The sequence below is a fragment of the Streptomyces sp. NPDC014882 genome (assembly GCF_043081325.1).
GTDB lineage: Bacteria > Actinomycetota > Actinomycetes > Streptomycetales > Streptomycetaceae > Streptomyces.
This window is the reverse complement of record NZ_JBIBWL010000004.1, coordinates 428,227-450,586: the sequence shown is the minus strand read 5'-3', so window position 1 is coordinate 450,586 and position 22,360 is coordinate 428,227. Positions and strand designations below refer to the sequence as shown.

Annotated in this window: 3 protein-coding genes; all 3 read right to left on the bottom strand. The window is 74.8% G+C overall.

The window, feature by feature from the left end:
• Positions 1 to 147 precede the first annotated feature (147 nt).
• From ACF09K_RS13190 to ACF09K_RS13180, 3 genes are read right to left on the bottom strand one after another with little or no spacing between them, the layout of a single operon-like run.
• The gene (locus tag ACF09K_RS13190; RefSeq protein ID WP_392243056.1) at positions 148 to 834 is read right to left on the bottom strand and encodes a type VII secretion system-associated protein; all 687 of its coding nucleotides are present in this window, start codon (positions 832 to 834) and stop codon (positions 148 to 150) included.
• Between the two features lie 36 nt (positions 835 to 870).
• Positions 871 to 22,011 (bottom strand): lonely Cys domain-containing protein, encoded by a 21,141-nt coding sequence (locus ACF09K_RS13185; RefSeq protein WP_392243055.1) that lies wholly within the window; start codon positions 22,009 to 22,011, stop codon positions 871 to 873.
• The gene (locus ACF09K_RS13180) at positions 22,012 to 22,359 is read right to left on the bottom strand and encodes a hypothetical protein (protein ID WP_392243053.1); all 348 of its coding nucleotides are present in this window, start codon (positions 22,357 to 22,359) and stop codon (positions 22,012 to 22,014) included. It abuts the gene before it with no gap.
• Position 22,360 lies beyond the last annotated feature (1 nt).

Below are 22,360 nucleotides of genomic sequence, written 5' to 3'. Positions count from 1 at the left end.
GCCACCGTGCGGCGCAGGCCGCACCGGGACGCGGTCGGCACCCCCGGAGCGCGGGGGGCACGTCCTCCGGCGTGCCCCCCCCCCCGCCGGGAGCGGCACCGGTCCGGCTCCGGTGCCCGGCCCTGCCGTGCCGGGCACCGGCCGGGGTCATCGACGGGTGCCGGGGACGTGGGCCCGGATCCGGTCGGACTCCAGCACGGTGCCCGCCGGGCCGGCCGGGTTGACGTAGAGCGCGTGACCGGGCGGCAGCCGGTCCAGGAGGTCGGCGACGGCGACGTGTTCGAAGGCGAAGCCGCCCACGGCGTCGAGGTGGGGCGGGGCGGTGAAGACCGGGACGACGAGCCCGCCGTCCGCCACGGCGGCGGTCACCGGTGTCCCGTCCGGCAGGGTCAGCACCGCCACCTCGGCGGCGGCCAGGGCGCGCAGGGCGTCCTCGGCCGGTCCGTAGCCGGTGACCGCGAGCCGGAGGGCGTCGTCGACGGCGTCCGTGGCCTCGGGCCAGCCCAGTGCTTCCGGGGAGGGCCGGTAGGCCTCGTTGTCCTGCCACTCCTCGATCTCGCCGGTCGCTCCCGTGCGCCAGCGGCCGACCACGACCCGGTCGGGCGGCACGCCCTCGCCGTCCCAGCCGGGATCGGTCATGCTGATCCAGTGCTCCGGCGCGAGCCGTGCGGCCTCGACGATGTCCTCGGGGGGCGTGGGCATCGTCGAAGCCGCACTCCGCTCATTCACCGTGCTCGCCGTGTTCGCCGTGTTCGTCTCGGTCGCCTCGGTCGCCTCGGTCGCCTCGGTCGCCTTGCTCATCTCGCTCACCTTGCTCGCCTCGTTCACCGGCATCCGGCTCTCTCCTCGTCCACCTGCTCCGCCCGCCGGTCACCGGTCACCCGGGCCGCTTGTTCCGGGGGGTGGCAGTCCGAGCCCCTCCCGGAGCCGGGCGGCGAGGCGCGCGACCGTCCGGGGGTCGGTTCCTTCCGCGGCCAGGAGGACGGCGAGCCGGCGCACCGCGTCGCGGAAGGCATCCCCGGCGTACCGCCAGTCCGCGAGCGCGGAGTCCCGTTCGCCGGGCAGGAGCAGTCCGAGGGCTGTGTCCCAGGCGGCGCGGGCAGCCCTGGCCGCGTCGGGGTCCGGGGCCGTGCTCCCGAAGTCCGTGAGGGCCGAGCGCCAGAGCCGGCGCGACACGGTGGCCGCGACGGCGTCCAGGGCGCCCGGCCACGGGCCGGGACGGGCCAGCAACAGCCGCACCTGGTCGCGCGGTGCCAGTCCGCTGCCCCGCACACCGCCGCCGAGTTGCGCCTCGACGTCCATTCCGGGAGTGATCTCGACGCCCGCGTCCCTCAGTTCGGCCAGGGTGACGATCTCCGTGCCGGTGAACCCCGGCGGGCTCCCGGGCAGGTCCTCCACGCCCACCTGCCCGGCGACCCACCACCGCCGGGCGTCCTCGGACGGCGGCGCCTGGGGCGGCTCCTCGGACGGCGGTGCTTCGGACGGCGGCGCCTCGGACAGTGGCGCCTCGGGCACGGTGTCGTCGTCGGCCGCGATGACGTCGGGGGCGGGGCCGGAGTCCGGGTCCGGCAACGCCGGCGGACGCGTCCGCGACCAGTGCGCTCCCGTGTCGTCCTGCGGCGAGGTCAGTACGAGAAGGCTCTCGTTCACCGCCGGCCGCCGGTCGAGGAGCCGGAGCGGCCGCGTCGGCAGCCACACGGTCCGGGCGGCCCCCGTCCGGGCGGCGATCGCCTCGGCCAGACCGGCGTCCCCCTCCCCCGTCCCGACGGGGACGACCGTGACGTCCCGGTCCAGCCGCGCCAGGACGGGATCGTGGGAGAGCAGTTCGGCGATCTCCTCGTAGGGCACCGGACGGGTGGTGCCGTCCGGCCTGGGCATGTCGAGCCGCCCCGGGGTGGTGCCGTTCATGTCCAGTACGTATGCGCCGGGATGGGCGCTCTTCCCGGCACCCTCGCGGTGCCAGGGCGCCAGTGCCCCGCGACTGCCGGCCAGGCCGCCGTCGGGCGAGATCACGTAGCGGTCCGCCCACATGCGGCTCGGAGCGGTCCTCCCCGCCCAACTGCGGCCGGTGACGGCGCCGTTCACGGAGGTGATGAGGGTGCGGTCGTCGAGCGCGCCGTTGCGTTCGAGGTCGTACGCGGCGAGCACGGTGGGGTCGTGGGCGTCGCGGCCGAGGGCCGCCGCCGTGGCCGCCGTCCGCAGGAGGTCCGCCCGCAGGGCCTCGTCCCGCGGATCCACGCCGGTGTCCAGGTGGAGCACCTTCGCCGTCAGGGCGTCGGGGTCGGGATGGTTCTCCACGCTCTCCACGGCCTTGACCGTGGCCCACAGCGCGTTCTGCCGGTGCGCGGCCGTGACCTGCTCCGACGGGTGCAGCCCCAGCACCTGGCGGGCCCACCGGTCGGTACCGTGCCGGCCGATCAGTTCGCGGGCCCGGTCGACGGAGGACAGGGGGACGAAGTCGGGCAGCGTGGACCGGGGGTCGGCGGACAGGCGCGCCGACGCGGCTTCGAGCATCGTCCGTACGTCGTCGGGGCCGGGCGGCGCGGGCCGGGTGCCGGGGGCCGTCGTCAGGCCGTGGTGCGCGCGGGTGACCCGGTCGAGCAGGTCGAGCGTCAGCTCCCCGTGCTCCCGCAGGTCCTCGTCCCGGCGGCGCATGACCTCCAGGGCGCCGATGCCGCGCAGCAGCCGGTGGTAGGTGCCGTCCGGGTCGTCCTTGTCCTTCTCCACGTCGACGCCGAACGTCGTCCGGAGGGCGCGGACCAGTCGCAGTGCCGTGTCCCGGGCCATGGCCGGGGTGAGGTCCGGGGAGGTCTCCAGGCCGGCCCGCGCGGCGAGGTCGTCGAGTGCGTCCGGGGTCGGTTCGGGGCGCAGCCTCACCATGTCCACCGGGTCGTTCGCCGGGGTGGTGGGGATGCCGTGGTCGTACAGCTTCCCGTGCGCGTAGCGGCTCCAGTGCTCCCTGTCCGGGGCGTAGACGTCGCGCCGTGTCGAGTTGGAGACGTCCTGGGCCGCCGACGTGACGGCGAGCGGGTCGGGGACGAAGGGGCGGCTCCGCTTCAGGGCGGCGGCGGTGTGCCCCTCCGGTCCGCTCCCCCAGCAGGACAGGAACACGAGGGGGGTGTCACGGTCCAACCGGGACACGCTGGGGCGCCGCCGGAGGTAGCCGCCGGTTTCCGTACCCCGGACCGGGACGTTGTTCTGGAACATGCGCTCGACCATGAGGGTCTGCCCCGGCAGGCCGTGGACCACGAAGAAGTAGGGGTCGCGGCCCTTCCACGGCACCGGCCGGGGGTTCCCGATCGGCTCACCGGTGACCGGGTCGTAAACGGACCACTCCGTCGACCGGGTCAGGTCCTGGAGCCACGGCTCACGCCGGAGCAGGTCGGCGCCGTCGACCACCGCACGGCCGACGGGCCGGCCCTCGTCGGTGAGGGTGACCGACTTGACGTCCGCGTCCCGAAGGGTCCTCCCGTCGATCGTGCGCAGGACGCCTTCCCCGGGTTCCGGCCCTTCCCCGTCCGGTCCCAGGTCGTCGGGTCCGCTGGCGATCCACTCGCCGACCGGCTCGCCCATCAGCTCGCCCGCGGACTCGCCCATCGACTCGTCGCCGACGTTCCGGTCGTCGGTCACCTCGACGCGGTGCCGGCCGGTGTCGGGGTGCGGCTTCAGGGCGACCTCGCCGCTGTGCGCCCACAGCGTCCTGCCGGTCCGGGCCGAGGCCCTGCGCGGCAGGTCCAGTCCCATGGCGCCGGCGTTCGGCGAGACGAGCACCACCTCGGCGGCTTCCTCACGGCCCGTCAGTTCCTGGTCCTGCGCCAGCAGTTCGGCGAACTCCTCCGGCGAGAGCCGCCACCTTCTGCTGCGGTCCGGCAGGGTCAGTCCGACCTTGGTGTGGTCGCCGTCCTTCGTTCCGACCACGTACGGGAGGGGGGCGTCGGGCCGGCGCGCCCACGGCGACGGCCGGGGGGCGCGGTCGTCGCCGTCCACCACGTCGTACGAGGAGACGTCCACCTCCCGGGTGGGCCGGCCCGTCCAGTTCCGGCCCAGCGGGGTGCCGTCCGGCGCGGTCAGGCGGGTGGCGTCGGACAACAGGCCCTGCCTGCCCAGGTGGTAGGCGGTCAGCGACGCCCGGCTGGTCGCCCGGCCGGCCGCCATCGCCGCGTCCGCCAGCTCGTACAGCCGGCGCACGCGGTGCGAGAGGTCGTCGACGTCGAAGCGCACCGGTGCGGGAGCGGAGGCCGCGGACCCGCCGTCCGAGCCGGATTCCGACTCGCTGCGGGTGTCCGAATCGCTGCCGGAGTCGGAGTCGCTGTCCGAGTCGGAGTCGTCGTCCGAGTCGGGGTCGTCCCCGGGGTTGTCGTCGAGGTGCAGGAGGTTCCTGGCGAGGCGGTCCGGGCCGGTGAAGTAGTCCGGCCGGCCGAAGTCCTCCGGGCTCAGTTCCGCCAGCCGGGCGGCTGCCTCCGACAGGGGGGAACGGTCGATCGTGATGACCGCCTGTCGCCGTGCCGCACGCCCGGTGGCGCCGTCGATCGGGCCGACGGCGCCGATGTCCCGGCCGCCGCTCCGCGTGGTGACCGGGAAGTCCTCGGCCCGGACCGTGCCGCCGCGCACTTCCGCGATGTCGCGCACGGCCGGCTCGTTGCGCTCCAGCTGACGCCGGATCTCGTCGAGGAGGAAGTCCCGCACGGTCTCCGCCCGCTGCCGGCCGACCGTATCGGCGTGCTCGACGGCACCACCGGACAGCGCGAAGCGCGGGCCGTTGCTGTAACCGGTGACCATGACCCCGGGAAGCCGGAGACCGGCCCTGAGGTCGCGCAGGCCGGACAGCACGATCCGCTCGGCCAGGTCGGCGAGCCGACGGCGCTGGTCCGGGTCGGTGACGTCCCGGTGGCGGTGCTCGAAGGCGACCCGGGACGGGGCCGGGGACGAGGAGGGGGACGGGGACGGGGACGGGGAAAGCGCCGGGGCGGATCCGGCGGGCCCGTCGTCGTCCGGCACCGCCACGCTCTCGGCATCGGTGTCGGTGTCGATGTCGGCGTCGGCGTCGGCGTCGGCGTCTGCCTCCACGTCGAGCGGGTCGTCTTCGGCGTCGGGTTCCGGCCGGGGTACCGGACGGGCCGGGTCGTGCTCGTCGGGTCCCAGTGCCGTCGTCCGCGTCCTCGACGGCCCGGAGCCGGGTTCCGGCGCGGGCGGGGGCGCGGGGACGGACGCGGCGGTCTTCACCTGGTCGGTCCGGACGACGACACCCAGCCGGTCGCTGAACAGGGCCGCCACGTTGGTCAGCCAGTCGGCGGCCTCCGCCGCGTCCAGACCCGGCCGGACCGACTCGCTCATGTAGCGGCCCGACTTGTCGTTCACCACCCAGGAACGCAGCTTCGCGCTCCAGCGGAACTCGCCGGACACCCGGCTGCGCCCCGGCAGCGTCCGGCCTGCCGTCGGACCTGCCGTGGGGTCCGCCGTACGGCCGCCGTCGTCGGCGAAGCCGGCGGCGATGCCGGTGTGGCCCAGCCCGTCCAGCGTCTTGCGCAGCGACTCCGCCGTCAGGTCGGGGTCCTTCTCCCGCATCCCCGCCAGCAGCGCGTCGAACTGCTCCGGCGTGACGATCCCGCTCAGGTCCTCCGTGCCCAGGACCACCCGCCCGTCATCGGTGACCGTGTACAACCACACCGCGTCGCGGTTGCCGGTGATCAGCAGGTCCGGATCGACCTCGTCCAACGGCACCCACAGGGGGTTGAGCCGTACGTCGCCGTCCTCGTCGCGCTCCTCGTCCTTGATCCGCTTCGGGAGGACCGCGTCGCCGAACCGGTCGCGGGCTCCGGCGTCGCTGCCGTCGTAGTGGTCGCTGCCGTTGTAGTAGACCTCCGTCTGCCGCGTGGCGTTGTCGGGTCCCGCGCCGCCGACCCGCCGGGCGCCCGACGGGAGCGACCGCACCACGTCGACCCGCAGGTCGAACGCGTGCGCGAGGAGGGGCAGGAAGACCTCTCCCGCCGGCGTCCCCCAACGCCGTTCCCAGTGGACGACGGCGTCCAGGAGCGTGGACAGTTCCGCGTCGTCCAGCGGCGCGGTGCTCTGCGTGTAGGCGGTGGCGAGCAGCCGGCGCAGTGCCTCGTCGTCGAGGTCGTCGGGCGTCGGCAGCAGGTCGTGCCGCTCGAGGTGCTCGAACATCTGGCGCGGGCTCAGGTCCTCGGCCTCCGCCGCCACGACGGCCCGGGCGTCCCGGGGGGAGACGCCCGGGTCGGCGGGGCGCGACGCGGTGCGGGCGTCGACGTAACGCCTCAGCAGTTCCGCGGGGTCGAGGGCCTCGGGGACGGGGACGTGCCGCACGCCGTGCCGGGCGAGGAGGGCGAGCATCCCGGCCCGGTCCGTTCCCCGGACGCGTGCGGTGAACTCGTCGGCGACCGTCTGCCGGAACTGGCCGACGATCTGCGGATGCAGCCGTCCCGCGCTGCGGCCCACGTAGTCCTCCACGTAGGAGCGCATGGCGCGGAGCGCGGCGCGCGCGGGGCCGGCCGTGGTGCCGGACCCGGCCTGCCGACGTAGTTCGGCGCGTACGGCGTCGGGGTCCCCGAGCAGGTCGTACGCGGCGCGGTCGGTGGCGGCGAGGCCGCCCAGACGGCCGCGGATGTGCACGGGGTCGCCGGCCATGAAGGAGTACAGGAGGCACTCACCCGTGCCGGGCACCGGTACCCGGCGGCCTCTCGCCCGTCCGCTGTCGCTCTCCGTCCCGGAGCCCTTCTCCCCGTCCCCCCGAGGCGGGACGTCCGACGGCCGGGACGCCGGTTCCCCGGCCTTCGCCTTCGGCGCCGGGGGCAGCGGCTCCTCCGGCGGCAACGGATCCGCGGCCTTCGACGAGGGATCCGCACCTTTCGACGAGGGATCCCCGTCCTTCGGCAGCGCACCGGTGCCCTCGTCCAGGGCTCCCTCACTCTTCGGCGCCGGGGCCAGCGCCTCCTCCGGCGGCAACGGATCCGCGGCCTTCGACGAGGAGTCCGCGCCCTTCGACGAGGGATCCCCGTCCTTCGGCAGCGGACCGGTCGTGGGGAGGGCCAGCCGGTAGTGGCGGTCGTCGAGGCTCAGGACCACGTGTGCGCCGGAGTGGGGGGACGGGCCGACGAGTTCCCGGAGGCTGCCGGTGCCCGTCGGGTCCCCGGGAGCGAAGTCCTGGAAGCCGCCGTCGCTCCCGACCACCGTGACGCGCACGCCGAAGGTGCGTGCGGCGAGCAGCGGGAGCAGGTCGGACGCGGCGTGGTTCCAGCCGGCCTCGGACGGGGCGTCGCCCCGGCGCAGGAGCTGGGTGATCGCCAGTTCGGCCCGTACCTCGGGGGACAGCTCGGCGACGTGCGGGATCAGACCGCCGAGGCCGTCGAACTCCCGGCGTGCGGGGGTGTCCGTTCCGAGGTCCAGGCCCGCCGCGGCGATCTCCTCCGCGCTGAAGGTGTCGGTGTGGTCGGGGGCGACGACGGCCAGCAGGTCCTCGTCGGCGTGGTCGGTGAGCCAGGAGGCCACCCTCCGGCGCATCTCGGACATCGCCCGCGGGCCGGTGAGGTCGATGCCGTGCGCGGCCGGCAGCCCCGGAGCGGCGCGTTCGAGGCCCTCGGCGAGCGCGCGGAAGAAGGCGTCGCCGTCCTCCGGCACGTCGTGGAGCGTGTACGTCTCGCCCGTGGGTGAGGTGAGGACGGTGTCCGGTGCCTCACCGCTCCTGGTGTAGCGGGGCGGGGCCGCGGGCTTGGCCACGGGCTTCTTGGGCGGGGCCTGGTAGGTCACCGCGGGCGGCTCGGCGAGACCGTCCAGTTCCTTCCGGCCCTCCTCGGTGGCCGCGAGCCGGTGCCAGCGGGTGAGCTGGTCCGTCCCGGCCCGCACCCGGTGGTACTCCGCCGCGGCCTTCTCCGCCGCGGCCCTGAGCGCCTCCAGCTCGGCGCGCCGGGTGTCGAGGGCGTCGCGCGCCGTGTCCCGACGGGCGGTGGCCTCGTCGAGGGCCCGGCCGGGCGCTCTCGCGGACAGCAGGGCCGCGTCGAGTCGCCCGTCGGCCAACGCCTTCTCGGTGCGCGCGGTCTCCAGCCGCAGGTCGGCCGCCTTCCGCAGGGTCCCGGCGGCCTCTTCCGCGTCGGCCAGGCGGGCCAGAGCGGCGTCCTGCTCGTCCCGCAGGAACTCCGCCCAGCCGTCGTGCTCGGGCTGGGCGTACTCGTCGTCGGCGAGGGCGTCGGCCTCGGCCTGCGCGGCGGCCACGTCCGCGTCCGCGATGCCGTGGTCCCGGCGGGCGTCGGCCTCGGCCCGCGTCAGGGCCCTGTCCGCGTCCTCGACGCCCGTCCGGGCGAGGTCGACCGGGCGTGCCGCCGCGCGGGCGGTCCCGGCGGCCTTGTCGAGGGAGGCCTGCGCGGCGTCGAGGTCCGCGCGCAGCCCGCCGGAGGCGCGCCGCTTCTTCCAGTAGGCCTTGTCCGCGTCGACCCACGCCTTGCTCGCGCTCTCGACCGCGTCCCACGCCTTCGAGACGCGCTCGGGGAAGTTCGTGTCGGTGATGATCCGCAGCTCGCGGGCGACGTCCTCCCGGATCCAGGTGACGACGTACGCCTCGGACTCCATCGCCTGCGGACCCGACCGGGCCTTGGCGAGGGTCCCGCCCCGGATCCGGTTCGCGAGCCTGGAGTCCACGATGCCGCGGTGCACGTCGCCGACGCCGATCCAGGTGGCCGGGACGGCGAACAGGAAGGACCGGCCCGTCTTGGGCTTGAGGTTGCGGGAGGTCAGGTGGTCGTCCCCGACCGGCATGACGTCGCCGTCGAGGTCGTTGGGGCCGGGGCCGAAGGCGCCGATCTGGTTGAGGCCCGCGTTATTGGGAGAGTCGTACAGGAAGGCGCCGCCGAGGCTCGAGGACTGGCTGTGCTCGACGGACGACGACGTGCCGGCGTTGTCCCCGTACCGTCTGAGCACCTCCAGTTTCTTGCCGTCGGCGACCGTCAGCAGCAGCGCGCGGCTGAAGTCCGGGGCCGAGCGCAGTGACAGCTGTCCGGTGTCGGTACCCACGAGGGACTTCTCGGTCAGCCCCGCCACCTGGTAGCCGTCCGGTTCGGTGGTGCGCGGGAAGAACGCCGTGACCGCCGTGGAACTGGTGCCGTCCTCCAGTGCCTGCGCCGAGCCGGTGCCCAGGCGGGTCAGCCCGGTCTCCCTGGTCCTGCGCAGGAGGTCGGTGAGGGCGTCGTCGTCGGGACCGTCCTCGGCCTCCAGGGCCCGGAGGGAGAAGCCGACGTCGTACGCCTTCGTGAGGAGGAGGTCGCCGGCCGTGCGGATGTTCTCGATGCCGATGATCCCGCGCGGGTGCATGCCGTTCTCGGGGAAGGTGAACGACCGCGTGACGCCGTCCCCGTCCCGGACCGTCAGCTTCTCCTCCACCCCGGAGAGCGGCACCGGGCGGGGCGGACCGGCGAGGGCGGGGTCGGCCGCCGGGTCGGGCGCGGGCAGCCGCCGGCCGGCCCCGGAGGTGCCGGTCCCGTCCGCCCCCGTCGATGACGGCGCCGGCTCCATCAGGCTGAGCGGCACGTGCTCGCGCAGCTCGCCGACGTCGTCCTCCTCGACGATCCTCAGCCGGCCCCGGAAGCGGTCGAGGGCCGTGGACTCCGCCTCCTCCAGGTCCGGGTCGGCCGGCGCACCGGTGTGGGGGGTGTCGTCGGCCTCCAGGGTGATGCGCATCCGGTACGGGGTGACGACCTCCGCGTGCGGTTCGGTGGACGCGGCCCGGTAGATGGTGACGGTGGTGACCGTGTGGCTCGACGCGACCGTCTTCCGGTTGGAGCCGCCCTCGGTGTACGTGGGTCCGGCGGCCGGGACCTGGGGGCTGCCCGTGTACACCGTCTGGCTGGTCAGGAAGCCCAGGTCCGCGCCGGCCGAGAACTCGGAGTTCTGCTGGGCGGTCTCGATCGCCCGCCGGTTCTCCTCCAGTTCGGCGCTGTGGTCGAGTCCGTCGAACACGGGCGTCCCGGGGATCAGTTCGACGCGTGCCCGCACCCGCCGGCTGCCGATCCGGATGCCGTCCCAGCCCCAGCCGCCGGCCTTGACCAGGGTCGACGGACCGGTGGTCGTCATCTCCCCCTTGAGCGCCCGGGTGGCGCGGCCCGTCACCAGCTGCCGGATCCGTTCGCGGCTCTCGTCGTCGAGTCCCAGCCTCCCGATCCGCTTGTCGAACGCGAGCAGCACGTCCGTGGGGTCCAGCGCGTTCACCGCGTACGTGCCGAAGGCGGCGCCGCGCATCCAGGGCTGCGGCGTCCAGACCTGGCTCGTGTAGCGGGGGACGTCGCCCAGCCCGTCGTCGATCAGCCCCATCCGGTGGGCGCTCTTCTCCGGCAGATGCCCCAGCAGACCGCCCGGGCTGGTCAGTGCGGTCCCCGCGGCTCCGGCGAGGGAACCCGGCACGAGGGCGCTGCCCGCCGCGGCCGCTCCGACGCGGCCGGTGCCCAGCCGGCTGGAGAACAGCGCGAACCAGTGCTGCACGTCGCCGGCCACGAGCACCTGGTGGGTGAAGCCCTTGCGGTTCATGTCCGCGACGACGGTGCGTACGACGCTGAGGCTCCGCGTGCCGGTCCTCGAGACGGGGTTGGCGACGACTCCGTACGCGCCCATGAGTCCGTGCCCCGGATTCCGGGCGACGGAGTAGACCAGCTGGCCGCCGAAGACGAAGGCGGTGCCGGTGCTGGTCTTGCCGGCCGCCTGGCGGCCGCCGCCGAGCGTCATCTCGGTGTCCATGGACATCGGCGGGGTGAGGGCGCGCAGGTTCCCGACCGTCGTGGTGTACCGGAAGGTCCCCCACAGCTCGCCGTACGGCCCCTTGCCCAGCAGGCCGCTGCCCACCAGGCCGAGCGGCCCCGAACTCTGGTCGAAGCTCGACGTCAGGTACTGGGGGGTGAAGGTGCGGACGATGGCGTCCCGGGTGGGGGCGCCCTCCTTCACCAGCTGCCAGGCGCTGCCCGACGCCGTCCGCAGGACCCGGTCCACCTCCGCGGTCAGCGTGGGTGACAGCACCACGTTCACGATGACGAACGGGTGCTGCCGGAACTCCTTGAACTGCGGTGTCCCGCGGTCGGCGAGCCGTCCGGCGGGCTGCCGCGTGTCGGTGCCCGCGGGCAGGACGAGGTCGCCCTTCGCCAGGGCGAGGGCCCGCTCGGTGGTCATGGGCGTGGGTGCGGGTTCGTCGGACAGGTACGGGTTGAGCGCCCCGTCCGCGTGCGGGTCCGCGTCGGGCGTGTGCTGTACGGGGACACCGATGAGCACCTGTCCGGTCATCGGGCCGCCGCCCCGCAGGTGGCCCCGCGGTGTCCGGCCGAAGAGCACGTTGACCGGTTCGTCCAGCACCAGCAGTCCCGGCAGTCCGAGGCCGAGACCGCGGATCAGGCCGCGGGGCCGCCAGTGGCCGCTCAGGCTCGCGGTGAGGGCGAGGTCGTAGCGGTACAGGTGGGTGGGCTTGTTGGTCACCGACATCGGCTCGTTGGTGACCGTCGAGCCGAAGCCGGTCTCCGACTCCCGCTGCCAGCCCTGGCGTGCGCCCAGGGTCAGCCCGAGCGTGTTCCGGGTCAGGCCCGCCTCGTCGCGGTCGTTGTCGCGGCCCGAGAACGTGCCCTCGAAGCCCAGGTCCACGCCTCGTTTCGCGCTCGTCTGGCCGTCGATCCGGTCGACGCCCTGGGCGCTGAAGCGCATTCCCTCGTCGACGTCCTTGCCCTCGTAGCGGCGCCCGGTCAGCGTCCCGTGCACGAGGAGGGTGTAGTAGGTCGTCCCGACGGAGTCGGGGTCCCTGAGCCTGACCGGCAGGCCGACCGTGGTGAGGGCCTCCAGGTTCGCGGTGACGCTCTGCTGGGACAGCACACCGAGGATCTGCAGGGTGTTCTGGAGCGCGATCCGGTACTTGACGGGATCGGTCCACCGGGGCGGCACGGGCAGGCTCCGGGCCGCCCGGAGCACCTGGTCGGGCTTGCGCCTGAGGAGGTCGTCGAAGCGGGTGCGCCAGCCCTTCGGCGGGTTCGGCGGCAGCAGCTGGTCGAGGGGCACCACCAGGTCCTGGTTCAGGTTCGAGACGGCGTCGACCACGCCGTCGGCGAACGCGTCCAGCAGGGTGCGGCCGACGCCGTCCGCCGCGTCCGGGGTGACCCGGGTGCGCAGGCCGTCGTCGAAGGTGAACTCCTTCACCCGGTGCATGCCCAGGGTGCGCGGGCGGTCCACGGTCAGGTAGGGCGGCACGAACGGCGGGGCGGCGCCGTTGCGCAGGGCGAGTGCGGTCCCGTCGTCCCATCCGGCGAGCCGCCGCGCCTCGGAGCTGGTCATCCGGTCCAGGCTCCAGGTGAGGAAGCGCGTCGGCGGCGCGTTGTCGCCGGCCCGCCGCACCCGCACCGACTTCACGACCAGGTAGAGCGCGGTCTTCGGGCCCTTGACCTGTCCGGCCGACTTGAGGGTGCCGGCCCCGCCGAGTCCGGCCGACCAGGTCCTGGCGTACGAGTACTGGGCGGTCGGCCCGAACTGGAGCCGCAGGTCGAAGGGGGCCGTGCCGGGGTCGAAGAAGTTGAAGGCGGGTCCGGCGACGGCCTGCAGCAGCAGGCTCCTGCCGTCGGCCCGGCTCCGTTCGCTGCGGACGGTCGTGGTGTTGATGTCCCGCATCTCGGCCTGGTCGGTCTCGCCGACGAGGATCGCCGTCCGCGGGATCACCTCCTCCACGACGAAGACGCCCAGCGGTGACTTCTTCTTGTCGTCGGCGAACAGCGGCGGGGTGGTGACGCGGCCGCGCGCCATCGTGCCGCCGTGCCGCTGGAAGCTGTCGCCGGAGAAGAAGACGTCCAGCTCGGTGTAGGCGGAGCTGCCGGGGAGGACTCCGATCTGCCGGGCCGCCCAGTCGCGGATCGCCGCGACGGGGCCGAACCCCTCGATGCGGACGAAGCGGTACTGGGAGTCGCGGTCCAGGGTGATCGACCGGGGGATCCGGCCCGGCTTGGGGATCTTCGTCACGCTGTCGGGCAGGCGCACCATGAGGCCCCTGCGGACGCCGAAGGAGAACCGGGCGGGCACGGCCGGGTCGGTCCCGGGACCGGGAGCGGTGCCGGGCCCGGGGTCGATGCCCGTGACGACCCGTCCGGCGGGGTCGGTGACGCGGAACTCGTAGTGGATGTCGTCCAGGAACGCCCGCGACTTGTCCAGCGTCCGGGTCTCCATCTGGTTCATGCGCTGGTCGGTCAGCGTGTAGCCGACCTTGTTGATGAAGCCGAACCGCAGGGCGAGCCGGCCGAAGCCGCCGAACGCCGCGGTGCCCGCCGGGCCGATCGGCCCGCCGAGGCCGTACTGGGAGTTGGCCTGCATGTTCTTGGTCAGCCCGAAGGTCGCGGCCGCCCGGTGCATGCTGTCGATCTTCGTCGAGTCGCCGATCCCGTCGTCGAACGGGGCCCAGTTGCCGTGGTGACGTGCTCCGACCCACAGGACGCGTCTCTTCCCGTCCGCGGTGACGTACGGGAACGGGCGTCCCTCGCCGTCCGCCAGCGTCTTCGGCTTGTCCCGGAGCGTCCGCCGGACGTCGTCCAGCAGCCGCGCGCCGTCCGCGGGCCGGGCGTCCGGCCTGCGCTCCAGTTCGCGGCCGAGGGTGTCCAGGGTCTCTTCCAGGCCGCGCAGGACGACCGTGCTCTGACCGAACGTGCCCGGACTGGCGAGGAGTTGCTCGGTCTCGGCGGCGGTCAGGGTGGACGGCAGCAGCGACGGGAGGTCGTCGACGTACGCGGGCATCCGCCGGCCGTCCGGGAACCGGACCGGGGTGCGGCGCCTCGGCGGGGGCGCCATGGCGGGGTCGAGGCGCGGGGCGTCGGGAGACGGCGGGGGGGGTGGGGGCGGTGCCGTGGTCGTGGTGACGGTCGTGGCGGCCGCCGTCGTGGAGACGGGGCCGGTGGACGGCGTGACGCCGGGAACGGGCGTGGTCGTGTCCGCGGGTCCGGCCGCGAGGGTGGTGCCCGGTGTGCTCGTCGAGGTCCGGGGGGCCGGCCGGACGACCGACCAGTCCCGGTCCCGTTGACGCGCGCCGTCCCCGAGGGGGAGCAGGGCGAGGACGTGCGGCCGCTCCGGGTCGTCCTGTGCGAGCAGGCCCGTCGCCCCCGGTGAGGTCCATACGCCGCGCCCGGTCCCGGTGCCGAGGACGCTCCTGGCCTCCGGTGCCGGCTGGACGACGGGCGTCGTGGGCGAGGAGGCGAGGACGATGTCGGCGTCCTGCGGGCGGGCGTTCAGTCCCGGATCCCGCGCCAGCAGCTCGGCGACCTCCTCGTACGGCACCCGGACACGCGATCCGCCGGGCAGGTCCATGGTCAGATGGGTCGCCCCGGTCTCGGCCCACACCAGGTACGGCGTGGGCCCGGTGGTGCCGGTGGTCCACGGCATCTTCGCCCGGTACAAGGGGCGGTGGCCGCCGTCCCGTGTCGCCGCCATGACGAGGGCGCTGTCGGCGTCCACCTTCGGGACGGACGAGCCCCGCACCCAACGGCGTCCGGCCGGGGCCCCCTCGTCGTCGGACAGCAGGGTGTCCGGGGAGAGGGCCCCCAGCAGCTCCAGGTGGAACGCGGCCAGTTCGGTCAGGTCGTCCAGGTCCACACCGGCCGCCGCCGCCCGCGCCACCAGGTCGAGGAGTTCGGGCACCCGGGACGGGTCCGGCCGGTCCAGGTGCAGCACCCTGCCGGTGAGGGCGACCGGGTCGGGGGTCCTGCTCTCCCACTCCAGGGCCTTGACCGTCGCCCAGAACAGCCGGGCCCGCTCGGGCTCCCCGATGACCGCCCGGTCCGGGTCCAGCCCCAGGACATGGGCGGCCTCGTCGTTCACGTCCTGCTCCGGAAGGCCGGCCAGTCCTTCGGCCACGTTGGTCACGTGCGGCAGGGTCACGAAGCCGGTGAGCACGGCACCGGGATCCAGGGTCACGACGTCGGCGGCCCTGGCCAGCAGATCCCGGTAGGCGTCGGGTCCCGGCTCGCCGTCCACGTCGGCGTGCTCCGTCGCGCGGATCTCGCGGGCCGCGCGCTCGAACAGGTCCAGGCTGAAGGGCACGACGTCGCGCAGCGCCGGGTCGGCGTGCCGCATGGCGTCCAGGGCGCCGATGCCCCGCAGGAGTTCGCCGTAGCGGCTGTCGTCCTCGGTCTCCGCTCCGAACGTCAGACGCAGCGCGCGCACCAGCCGCAGCGTCCGCTCACGGACGGCCTCCGGAGCCGGCCCCACCGGGTCGGTGTGCAGGCCCGCCGCGCGGGCGCGGTCGTCGAGCAGGGCGCCCGTGGGTTCCGGCCGGTGCTCCACCCACCGGCCGCGCCGCCCCCGTGAGTCCGTGACCATCTGGTGGACGACCTTGCCGTCCCGCCGGGCGAAGCCGAGCACGTGGGTGCCGCCGTACACGGTGCGCCCGGTCTCGTTGGCGACGTGCTGGCTCTCGCTGACGGCACCCAGCGGGTCGGGGGCGAACAGGTCGTGCACGCCCCGCCGCATGCGGATCAGGCCCGGCGGTGCCGCGCTGAAGCACGCCTCCATCACGACGGCGTGGTCCGCGGGGAGCCGTGCCAGACTCGGACGCCGCTTGAGCATCCCGCCGGTCCGCTCCTGCCGGGTGCTGTGGTCCGGGTTCGCCAGGGTCGGCACCCGGGTCTCGCCCGGCAGGCCGTGCGCGGCGAAGACGTACACGGGTTTGCCGGCGAAGGGTACGGGCCGGTCGTCCTTGGTCCACTTCCCGGAGACGCGGTCGTGGTGGTGGAGGTCCGTCGCCGTCGTCGCGTGCCGGACGTCCTCGAGCACCTGTGCGTGCTCGGTGTCCCGGAAGACGCCCCTGCCGATCGGTCCCCGGTCCGTGACGATGGTGTGGGACAGCGTCCACTGCTCCCAGAGCGGGGCGTCCGCGGCCTGCGCGGGGTCGGGCACCTGGCCGGGAGTGCTGCGGATCCAGTGGGGCCGCGGTCCGCCCCGGACTCCGCGCAGGGACACGACGTGCGGGAGCGAGGGATCCTGCCGCGCGTTCACGTCCACGCCGCCGTCGGCCGACCACACGTCCCTGCCGGCCCGGTCCGCGGCCCGGCGCGGCAGCTCCAGACCGCGGGCACCGGCGCCGGGGACGAGCAGCACCACGGGAACGTCCGTGGGGAGTCCGGCCAGCTCCGGGTCGAGGGCCAGCAGCTCGGCGAAGACGTCGAGCGGCACCTCGCGCGGGGCGCCGTCGTGGCCGCGGACGACGATGTGCTCGTGATCGCCGTCCGCCCTCACGACGTACGGCTCCGGCTCGCCGGGGCGGTGCCAGGGCGCGGTGGTCACCTCGCCGCGTTCCAGGGTGCCGTCGGACCGGAGTGCCGTCCTTCCCGTGTTCGTGAGATCCAGGTCGGGGGCGTGGGCGGTGGTCCAGTCGCGGCCGCGGGGGCGCCCGTCGAGGCCGGTGGTCATGGCGTGGGTGGGGGACAGCACGCCCTGGCGCCGGAGGTGGAGCGCGGTCAGGGCGGCGAGGCTGCCGGCCGACTCCGCCGCCGGGTCCGTCGCCACCCGGAGCAGCTCACCGCGCTGCGCGTCGCTCACCGGAGCGGAGTGGTCCAGGAGCAGTACCGTGCGGGCCACCCGGTCCAGGTCGAGCGGGGTGGGACCGAACAGGGGGTCGACCGGGCGGAGCCGGTCCAGGCGCGCGAGGCCGTCGCGGAGGGCGGGGTACCGGGGGTCCGACAGGATGCCGGGGCCGTGGACGTCCGCCGGCAGTTCACGGTACCGGGCCTCCTCCGGGGCCGGCTCCTGCGCCCGGTCCCCGTCCGCGCCGTCGTCCCGGTGGTCCGGCAACGGAGCGTCGAAGCCGGCCGGCAGGCCGTCCAGGCTCGGCAACGGCGTGTCGAGTCCCCCGACCGGTCCGGGATCGAGAAGGCCGGCGAGAGCGGCGGGCGGGGCGTCGCTCCCGTGGCGGTCCGCGAAGGTGACGTCGTCCGCTCCGGTGCCGCCGGTCGGGACACGGGCGCCCGGCGCGGTGGGGTCGCCGGGCCGGACGGCCGACCAGTCGGCGGCCGCCGGGCGGCCCGGCACGGTGGGGAGCAGGGTGGGGACGTACGGCCGGGACGGCCCGGTGGCGGCCAGGGCCACGTTGCCCCGCGAGGCCCATACGGCGCGGCCGGTCCCGGCGCTGACGACGGCGCGCGGGTCGGTGTCCGGGGCGGTGCCCGGTCCGGTGGACGGGGCCGCCTTCGAGACCGCCAGGACGATGTCCGTGCCGTCCGCGGGGCGGGTGTTCAGCACCGGGTCGCGCGCCAGCAGCTCGGCGACCTCCTCGTACGGCACCCGGGCGCGGAAGCCCCCGGGCAGGTTCATGAGGAGGTGGTCCCGGTCGCCCCCGGCCCACACCGTGTAGGCGGAGGGGCCGCCCGGCGCGCTCCACGGCGGTCGCTCCTGGCTCACGGGCCGGTAGCCACCGCCCGGCTTCGGGGCGGCGACGACGACGCGGTCGGTCGCCATGGTCGCGTGCGGCGGGGCCTGCGCCCAGTGGCGGCCGACCGGCGCGCCGCCCGCGTCGCGCAGCTGGGTCGCGGACGAGAGGGCGCCGAGCGTCTCCAGGTGGAAGGCGCCCAGTTCGGTCGGGTCGTCCACGTCGACGCCGACGGCCGCCGCCCGGGCGACCAGGTCGAGCAGGTCGGGGCGCCGGGACGGATCCGGCTGTTCCAGGTGCAGGATCCGGCCGGTGAGGGTGTCCGGGTCGGGGGTCCGGCTCTCCCACTCCAGGGCCTTCACCGTCGCCCAGAACAGCCGGGCCCGCTCGGGGCCCCCGACGGCCGCCGGGCCGCCGTCGAGCCGCAGGACGCGGGCGGCCTCGGCGTCGAGGTCCTGCTCCGGGAGAGCGCCCAGCCGCCGCGCGGCGGCGGTGACGTGGGGCAGGGTGACGAAGTCGGACAGCACGGTGCCCGGCCCGCGGTGTACGGCGTCGGCGGCGTCGGTGAGCAGGTCCCGGTAGGCGTCGGGGCCGGTGCCGTCCGGCCGGCGGGCGTGGGCCGCGCGCTCGAACAGGTCCATGCTGAACGGGCCGAGGCCACCCAGCACCGGATCGGCCGCGCGCAGGGTCTCCAGTGCGCCGATGCCGGCGAGGAGATCGCCGTACCGGCCGTCGTCCTCGATCGCCGCGCCGAAGGCCAGCCGCAGCGCGCGGACCAGCCGCAGCGTCCGCTCGCGGGTGGCGTCCGTGACCGGCCGCTCGGGGTCCGTGTGCAGGCCCGCCGCGCGGGCGCGGTCGTCGAGCAGGGCGCCGGTGGGTTCCGGCCGGTGCTCCACCCACCGGCCGCGCCGCCCGCGGGAGTCCGTGTAGAGGCGGTGGACGAACGTCCCGTCCGGCAGCGTCGCGAAGCTGACCATGTGGGTGCCGCCGTACGTGGTGCGGCCGGTCTCGTTGGCGACGTGCTGGCTCTCGCTGACGGCCGCCAGCGGGTCGGGGACGAAGGTGTCGTCGATGCCCCGGCGGGTGCGGACCACGCCCGGCGGCTTCGCGCTGGAGCACGCCTCCATCAGCACGGCGTGGTCCGCGGGGAGCCGCGCCAGGCTCGGGCGCCGCTTGAGCATGGCGCCGGTCTCCCGCTGCCGGGTGTGGTGCCTCGGGTCCGTCGTGGTCGGCACCCGGGTCGCGCCGGGCCGGGCGTGGGCGCCGAAGACGTACACGGGCTTGCCGGCGAACGGCACGGGGTCGTCGTCCTTGACCGACTCCCCGGTGGCCGGGTCGTGGTGCCACAGCTCCGACGACTCCGTCGCGAGCCGCAGCGCCGCGATCCGGCGCGGGGCCTCGGAGTCCTCGAAGACGCCCCTGCCGATGGTGGCGCCCCCGTCGGTGACGACGCTGTGCGACCGCACCTCGCGCTCCCAGGCCGGGGCGTTCGCGTACTCCGCCGGGTCGAGCACCTGGCCGGGGGTGCTGCGGATCCAGTCGGCGCGCGGCAGCCCCTCCCCGTACAGCAGGGAGACGACGTAGGGCTGCGACGGGTCCCGCTGCGGGGACACCTTCACGGTGCCGTCGGCCGACCAGACGTCCCTGCCGGCCCGGTCCGCCGCCCGGCGCGGGAGGTCCAGGCCGCGGGCACCGGCGCCGGGGACGAGCAGCACCACGGGGGTGCCCGGGGGCAGCCCGGCGAGCCGGGGGTCGCGGGCCAGCAGCTCGGCGAACACGTCGAGGGGCACCTGGCGCGGGGCGCCGTCGTAGCCGCGGACGACGATCCGCTCGTGGTCGCCCTCCGCCATCACCACGTACGGCCCCGGCTCCCCGGGCCGGTGCCAGGGTGCGGGCCGGACGTCGCCGCGGCCCAGGGTGCCGTCGGGCTGCCGGGCGGCCTTCCCCACCTCGGTGAGGTCGAGGCCGGGGATCGCGGCGTCCGTCCAGTTGCGGCCCAGGACCCCGCCGTCGTCGGCGGTCAGCGCATGGGTGGCGGACAGTGCGCCGCGCAGTTCCAGGTGGAAGGCGGCCAGGGCGGCCAGGCTGCCCGCGGACTCCACCGCCGGGTCCAGCGCCACCCGGAACAGCTCGCCGCGCTGCGCGTCGGTCACCGGGTGGGCGGGGTCGAGGAGCAGCACCCGGCGGGTCAGGTCGTCCAGGTCGAGCGGGGCGTTCCGCAGGGCGGGATCGGCCTGCCGGAGCTGGTCGAGGTGCGTCAGGGCGTCGCGGAGGGCGGGGTGGAGGGGGTTCGTCCCGATCGCGGGGCCGAACACGTCCGTCAGCAGCCGGTCGTACAGCGCCTCGGTGACCGGGTCCGGTGCGAGGTCCGGCACGGGGTCCGGTTCGGACCCGGAGTCGTCCCGGCCGTCCTCCCAGTCCATGATCATGTCGACCGAGTCGGGGGAACCGGGTCCGGAGGGGTTCCCGGTCGGGATCTCGGCCGGCGCCCGCGAGCCGAGCGGCGTCTCGTCGACGGCGCCGGGCCGGGTGTGCGGCACCTCGCGGGAGACGGCCGGGGCCGGATCCGCCGGACTGTCCGCGCCGGCCGGCAGTTCCTCCGACTCGGTGCGCACGGACCGGTAGGGCGACGGGGTGTCCGACGGGGGCCGGGCCGTCTCGGCCTTCGGCACCGCGGAGGACGGACCGGACCGCTCGGAGTCCCCGGGCGAGGGGGTACGGCTCTCTTCCGGGGCGAGCGGGTCCGGGACCGGGTCCGACGGCTCGACGGCGACCGCCGGGTCACCGGAGGGGGCGGTCTGGGGCCGTTGCTGCGGAGCGGCGTTCGGCGAGGCGTGGCCCGGGGACGCGGGGGCCTGAGGGGCGTGGCCCGGGGAAGCGGGGGTCGACGGGGTGGGTGGGGCGAGGGGGGCGAGGGGGGCCTGCGGGTCCGGCTGTTGCCGCCCCTCGGAGGTGAACCGGGTCGTGTCGTCGTCCGCCGACCGCTGCCGCCCGGTCCCGTCCGGTACGGAGTCGTCGCCCGTCCGGCTCGGGGACGGCCCCGGGACGGCGGAGCCGACGGTGGCGGGCCTGTCCACCGGCAGGCCGTTGCCCGTGTCGGCGGACCGGTCGGTCCCGGTGCCGGCGGTCACCGACGGGGTGAGGGCGGAGAAGACGGTATCGGTGTCCGGGTCGTCCGGGTCGTCCGGGAAGGAGCCCCGGTAGGCGTTCGCGTTCGTATACGCGTTCGTCTGTGCGTTCGGGGAGGGGGTGGAGTACGACGGCTTGTCCGCGCCCGTCGCTCCCTGGAGCCCGTACGCGCCGGCGCCGTACACCGTGCCGTAGTCCGGGAGGGACGAGACGGACGAGACAGACGATACGGAGGAGTTGGAGGTGACGGAGGGGACCGAGGAGACGGACGAGACGTCGCTGGTGTCGCTGAAGACCGACGCGGTGTCGCCGGTGTCGCCGACGGAGGAGGCGGAGTCGTCGTACGTGTCGTCGTACGTGTCGTCGTACGCGTTGCGGTACGTGTTGCCGCCCACGTACGGGGCGTTGTACGTGTCGTCGCGGATGTCCCGGTAGGTGTTTCCGCCGTCGTACGTGGTGTCGTGCCGGTCCTCGTACTCGTACCGGCCGGTGCTCTCGTTCCCGTGCCCGTACCGGTTGCCGTTCCCGTACCGGTTTCCGCCGCCCGGGAGGTCGTTGACGCCGTCGGGGCCGAAGTCGAGGTTCCGGAAGAACTTCTCGTAGGCGAACTTCCCCCCGAACTCCGCCCCGGTCGACGCCGCTTCGAAGACGAGGCCGCTGAGGCCGGCGCTCAGGAACGTGCCGGGGTTGAGGGTGAACGTGCCCAGGAAGACGAGGCCGGTGAAGGCCTCCGCGAAGGTCTCCGCCTGCCCCTCGTTGACGAAGGTGAAGGGAAGTTCGGACGCTTCCTTCCAGAAGTGGTTGTTCTTGAAGTACTTGTTGATGAACTTTCCGCCGACCTGGCCGAAGATGCCCCCGAAGAGCCCCGCGAACGCGCCGGCGACCGCCGACTGGCCGATGTCCTTCCAGTCGAACCGGACGCGCCGCCGCTCCGGGTCGTCCGGCGCGGTCATGGAGATCAGCTGTGAGGCGAACGAGACGAACGCCTCCTGGATCGCCTCCAGCAGCACCGACAGCGGCGTGGGCACGGCGCGCCCCAGCCGCTGGAGGAGCAGCAGGATGGTGAGCGCGGTGCGCGCCTTCTGGATGGCGATCTCGGTGAGCGACGTGCCGCCGGTGAAGACGGCCAGCGCGGCGATCAGGGCCAGTTCGATGTTCATCAGGATGAACTCGAGGAGGATCTGGTACTTCGCCTCGGACAGCTTGATGGAGCGGTCCACCTGCCGGGAGCCCAGGTCCCGGAGTTCGTCGGAGAACTTCTGCAGGTGGTTGTGGCCGTTGTCGTCGACGAAGAGCTTCATCGCGGCGACGAACTCGCCGGCGATCCGCGGCGGGAGCGAGTTCCCGGCGGTGGAGATCGCCCCCTTCATCGCGTCGGACAGGTCCCTGACGTCGTCGGCCAGCCGCTTGTAGGGGTTACGGCTGTCGAAGCCCAGGTCCTCGTTGCCGGTGGCGACGTTCGCGCCCACCCAGACCTCGATGAACTCCCGCAGGCCGGGCGGGAACATGATGGCCATTCAGCGCCTGTTCTCGCTCTCCGAGCCCTGCGCCTCGATGTCGTCGACGGCCTGGGTCTGCGGCCGCTGCACGTGGTCGGCCTCCGCGGCGACCGCGTCGACCAGCGCCATGAACCCGCTGGTGATCGCCAGGACCGTGTCCGCGACCTGCTGCTGTTCCTTGCGGACCTGGTCGCCGACCGCGTTGGCGAACTCGTCGTCGCCGCCCTCCTCGCCCCACCAGCCGGTGTACGCGGCGTTCCCGGTCTCGAACCGGGGCAGCATCTCGTCGCCGTAGCGCACGGCGTCGGCGAGGTGCCGGGAACCCTGCAGAATCGCCTGGATGTCGGCGGAATAGTTGCCGGCCATG

Coding starts and splice junctions, on each gene's coding strand:
- ACF09K_RS13180 (WP_392243053.1), bottom strand. CDS start 22,359: ATGGCCGGCAACTATTCCGCCGACATCCAGGCGATTCTGCAGGGTTCC.
- ACF09K_RS13190 (WP_392243056.1), bottom strand. CDS start 834: ATGCCGGTGAACGAGGCGAGCAAGGTGAGCGAGATGAGCAAGGCGACC.
- ACF09K_RS13185 (WP_392243055.1), bottom strand. CDS start 22,011: ATGGCCATCATGTTCCCGCCCGGCCTGCGGGAGTTCATCGAGGTCTGG.